Origin of the sequence: Collinsella sp. LCP19S3_B11 (genome assembly GCF_052121915.1) — a bacterium.
GTDB lineage: Bacteria > Actinomycetota > Coriobacteriia > Coriobacteriales > Coriobacteriaceae > Collinsella.
The window spans coordinates 1-4233 of record NZ_JBQKDI010000032.1 but is presented as its reverse complement, the minus strand read 5'-3'; the positions used below and the strand labels follow the sequence as shown (position 1 = coordinate 4233).

General features: G+C 33.2%; 6 protein-coding genes. All 6 read left to right on the top strand.

Going from position 1 to position 4233, the window contains the following annotated elements; translation table 11 throughout:
- Positions 1-51: 51 nt before the first annotated feature.
- Positions 52-363 (top strand): P27 family phage terminase small subunit, encoded by a 312-nt coding sequence (locus tag ACTQV4_RS10105; protein ID WP_002358082.1) that lies wholly within the window; start codon positions 52-54, stop codon positions 361-363.
- A complete protein-coding gene (locus ACTQV4_RS10100; RefSeq protein WP_104890202.1) occupies positions 360-2039 on the top strand; it encodes a terminase TerL endonuclease subunit in 1680 nt (559 codons plus the stop codon). The genes ACTQV4_RS10105 and ACTQV4_RS10100 overlap by 4 nt, the downstream gene beginning before the upstream one ends.
- Before the next feature lie 12 nt (positions 2040-2051).
- Entirely contained in the window at positions 2052-2219 is a 168-nt protein-coding gene (locus ACTQV4_RS10095) for a hypothetical protein (protein WP_002358079.1), read from the top strand.
- A 14-nt stretch (positions 2220-2233) separates the two neighbouring features.
- Complete coding sequence (locus ACTQV4_RS10090) at positions 2234-2416, top strand: hypothetical protein (protein WP_002359532.1); 183 nt, start codon at positions 2234-2236, stop codon at positions 2414-2416.
- 32 nt (positions 2417-2448) lie between these two features.
- Positions 2449-3624, top strand: a complete 1176-nt coding sequence (locus tag ACTQV4_RS10085; RefSeq protein ID WP_010707159.1) for a phage portal protein — start codon at positions 2449-2451, stop codon at positions 3622-3624.
- Positions 3596-4233 (top strand): head maturation protease, ClpP-related (locus ACTQV4_RS10080; RefSeq protein ID WP_441569764.1); only part of this gene is annotated, 638 nt, incomplete at its 3' end. The genes ACTQV4_RS10085 and ACTQV4_RS10080, both read left to right, overlap by 29 nt.

Genomic DNA, 4233 nt, shown 5'->3' with positions numbered 1-4233 from the left:
GTCTAAAAATATACGTTAAATTTTTTTATAGGGGGGTGATTGCTATTGAAAATGGCAGATTTGAAAAAACAGTTGATGAGTCAAATTGACGAAAACGATCAACTAGAAGTTGAAAAAGTCGAGAGATACCTTGATTTAGTAAAGCTTTATAAAAAAATGAATTCGTCTATTTCTAAGTATGGAACGATTGTAGAGTTTGAAAACGGAGCGCAGAAATACTTAAAAATCAATCCAGCAATCGCCGAAAAAGTTAAAATTTCACGTGCATTGATTGCTTTGGGAAAAGACCTTAATTTAGATGAATCAACAAAAATAGTGACTAGCGTTGACGATGATAATTATAGCGAGAGTGACTTAGTATGATTAAGCAAAAACATGTCGATTACTATATACAACAATATAAAAAAGGTGAAATAAAACTTAATAAAGAAAGAATTGAACTAATAGAGTATCTAGAAAGAGATATACTTTCAAGAGATGATATATATTTTAATGACAAAATGATAGACGATTGCATCAATTATGGTGAAAAATGGTTTTTTGAATTACAGCCATTTCAAAAATTTTTGATTGCTTTCGTCTTTTTGTATTTTAAAAAGAATAACAGAAATTTTTATCGTAAATTTCTATGGATGTTCGGCCGTGGTGGCGGTAAAAATGGTCTTCTTTCTGTCGTTCTTAATTTTTTACAAACTGAATTACATGGAATTCTAGATTACAATATTTCGATTGTTGCGAATTCAGAAGATCAAGCAAAAACTTCTTTCGAAGAAATTTACAATACAATCAAACGAAATAAAACACTTCAAAAAGCTTTCGAGTATGGGAAAACAGTTATAACCTCTAAAAAAACTGGTAGCTATATAAGATTTAGAACGTCGAATGGCGATACTAAAGATGGTTTAAGAGATGGAGCGGTGGCTTTCGACGAAATTCACCAATACCCTTCGAACAAAGATGTAAAAGTGCATATTTCTGGATTAGGAAAAAAGCCGAATCCTAGAGAATTTTATGTAGGAACAGATGGATATGTTCGAGAGGGATTTTTAGATTCTCTTAAAGAAAAAGCCAAAAGAGTGTTAAACGGTTCTAGTCGACCTAATGCTATTTTCCCTTTTATTTGCAAATTAGATTCAGAAGACCAAGTGACAGAATCAGAAAACTGGGAATTAGCAAATCCGATGTTTCATCAACCTTTATCAGAGTATGCCGAGAGCCTTTTAGAAACTATTTTTGAAGAATATGAAGACTTAGAGGACGATCCGTCAAATAGAGAAGAGTTTATGACTAAAAGAATGAATTTACCAGTTACAGATTTAGAAAGATCAGTGGCTAGTTACGAAGAAATAATGAACACCAATCGTCCTTTACCAAATTTAGAAGGTAGACAAGCAATTGGATGTTTGGACTTTGCTAGCTTGCGAGATTTTGCCGCATGTGGTCTTTTATTTAAAGATAAGGATGACTATGTTTTTAAAACACATTCATTTGTTAGAAAGCAATTTGCAGACATATATTACGGATACTCTAGGAAAGCATCAGAACAAACAAAAGAGCGATTCGCACCGATAAAAGAATGGGAAAACAGAGGATTATTATCTGTAGTTGATGGAGCTACAATTGAGCCACAAACAGTGGTCGATTGGTTTGTTGAACAACGATATAAATACGGAGTTACAAAAATTGTTGCCGATAATTTCAGAATGGATGTATTGAGACCGTTACTAATAGCTGCGGGATTTGAAGTGGTTGTGATAAAAAATCCTAGAGCGGTCGATAGTTTGCTTGCACCAAGAATAGAAACGGCGTTTGCTAATAGACACATCATTTTTGGAGAAAATCCGTTAATGCGGTGGTACACGAATAATGTATTAGTAAAGACCAACAATGATGGAAATAAGACGTACTTAAAAAAAGAAGAAGTTAGAAGGAAAACAGATGGATTTAAAGCATTTGTATGCGGTATGTATTTAGCAGATGAACTCACAGATTATAATTTTGAAGATGCATTCGATATATTAGAAGAATTAGACTTTTAAGGAGTGATAGTTATGTATAAACCACAATACCTAAATATTGTTAGGGCAACGAAATCAGCTTATGGAAACAATATTGCATATTTCAAAAAGACATTCGTTACTCATAACGGCTATAAATGGGATGTGCCAGCAAAAAAAGAAAATAAATCGGGTCGTCATTTTTTAGGGAAAATAAAATAGAGGTGGAGAATTGAATGGAAAATCAAGTAATTGAAATAAACGTCAAGAAAAGGCTACGTTATTACTTATTAGAGGCAAGTGTATATTTCAAAATTTATGTTTTAAGAAAAGAGGACACGAAAGTCATTCAATCAGCAGAAGAAAAAATCGAACGTAATTTTGATAAATATTTTAAGTATAGTTTTTCAAATATTTAAGTTTTACCATTTTTTGGAAAGGGGGTGAATGAGTGAGTTTATTTGACTTATTAAAAGGTACGTCAGCTAAAAACAAAGCTATTCAAGAAATGTTGGATTTTGAGTTTATAAACGACGTATCTACTAGAGCATACTTAAAGCGCTGGGCTTTAGATTCTGTTTTAAATTTTGTCGCTAGGACCATGTCAACAACGCAAGTACAAATAAGAGGTGCCACGAAAGAAGAATGGGACTATCTACTAAACGTACGCCCAAATAAAGACATGTCAGCGAATGATTTTTGGCAAAAATTCTTTTATACACTTTTAAAAAATAACGAAGTGTTAGTAGTTGTTTCCGATGATAATCAGTTATTGATTGCAGATGATTTTTATAGAAATGAATATGCACTATACGAAGATACGTTTTCGGAAGTAACTATAAAAAACTACATCTATCAGAGAAACTTTAAAATGTCTGAGGTTATTTACCTTCAATATAACAATGAAAAATTAGATAAGTTCACCGATGGTCTATTCAATGATTATGGTGAGCTTTTTGGCCGTATCTTAGAAGTTTCTATGCGAAATAACCAAATTCGAGCAGGTGTATCTATTGATCAAACAGGTAGTTATGGAGATAAAAAGGACGTAAATGGAAGAACCGATCAAGAAAAAATACAAGCATTCGTTAATAAGATATACAAATCTTTTAGAAATAACTCAGTAGCAATAGTTCCACAACTGAAAGGTTTTAAATACGAAGAGTACACAAATAAAACGGGCTCGTCTAATCAATCTTTGGAAGAATTGGACCAAATGAAAAAGTCATTAATCAATGATGTTTGTCGTGCCATTGGTGTTCCTTCTGCATTAGTACATGGAGAAATGGCCGATCTAGAATTTAATCTAAAAGCCTATCAAAAACTTTGTATTACTCAATTGAAGGACAAACTACAATCAGAACTTAATAATAAAGTTTTGGAAAAATATGAGTACCAACAAGGTGTACGAGTGGTAATCATGAATGTTCTTAAACGTGATCCGTATGAACAAGCTGTACAAATTGATAAATTAATTGCTTCTGGAGTATTCACGCCTAACCAAGTGTTAATTGATTTTGAGTATGAAGAATCAGAGGAAGCATTTATGAACGAGCATCATATTACTAAAAACTATGAAAAATTGAAAGGGGGTGAAGATGAAGATGACAGTGAAAATCAAAGTTAATGGGCCAATCATTTCTAATGATGATAAATGGTTCTATGAGTTGTTTGACATGGAAGCAACATCCCCGAACGATGTTTTAGATTTGTTACCTGCAAATAATGAAGATGTTGAAGTGACTATCAATTCATATGGTGGACTTGTGGATATGGGAAATGAAATATACACAGCTCTGCGTTCTTATGAGGGTCATGTGAAAGTAAACATTGTAATGGCTGGAAGTGCTGCAAGTATAATTGCGATGGCTGGTAACACAGTTGCCATTAGCCCAGTTGGTCAAATTATGATTCACAATGTCTCGATGGGGGTTGGCGGTGATTATCACACAATGGACAAAGCAAGTGAAATTTTACAGAAAGCCAATAATTCTTTAGCTAATGCATATGCTTCAAAAACAGGTAAAGCCAAAGAAGAAATTTTAGCGTTAATGGATAAAGAAACATGGCTAACCGCAGAAGAAGCTGTTGAAAATGGTTTTGTGGATGAAATCATGTTCGAAAATACCGAACGCCCATTATTGGTTGCTGATGGTGGAAGTGGTCTTATTTCAAAAGACATTATCAATGAAGTGAAAAAACTAAAAAATCAGCAGAACGAACCAGTAGTAATGGT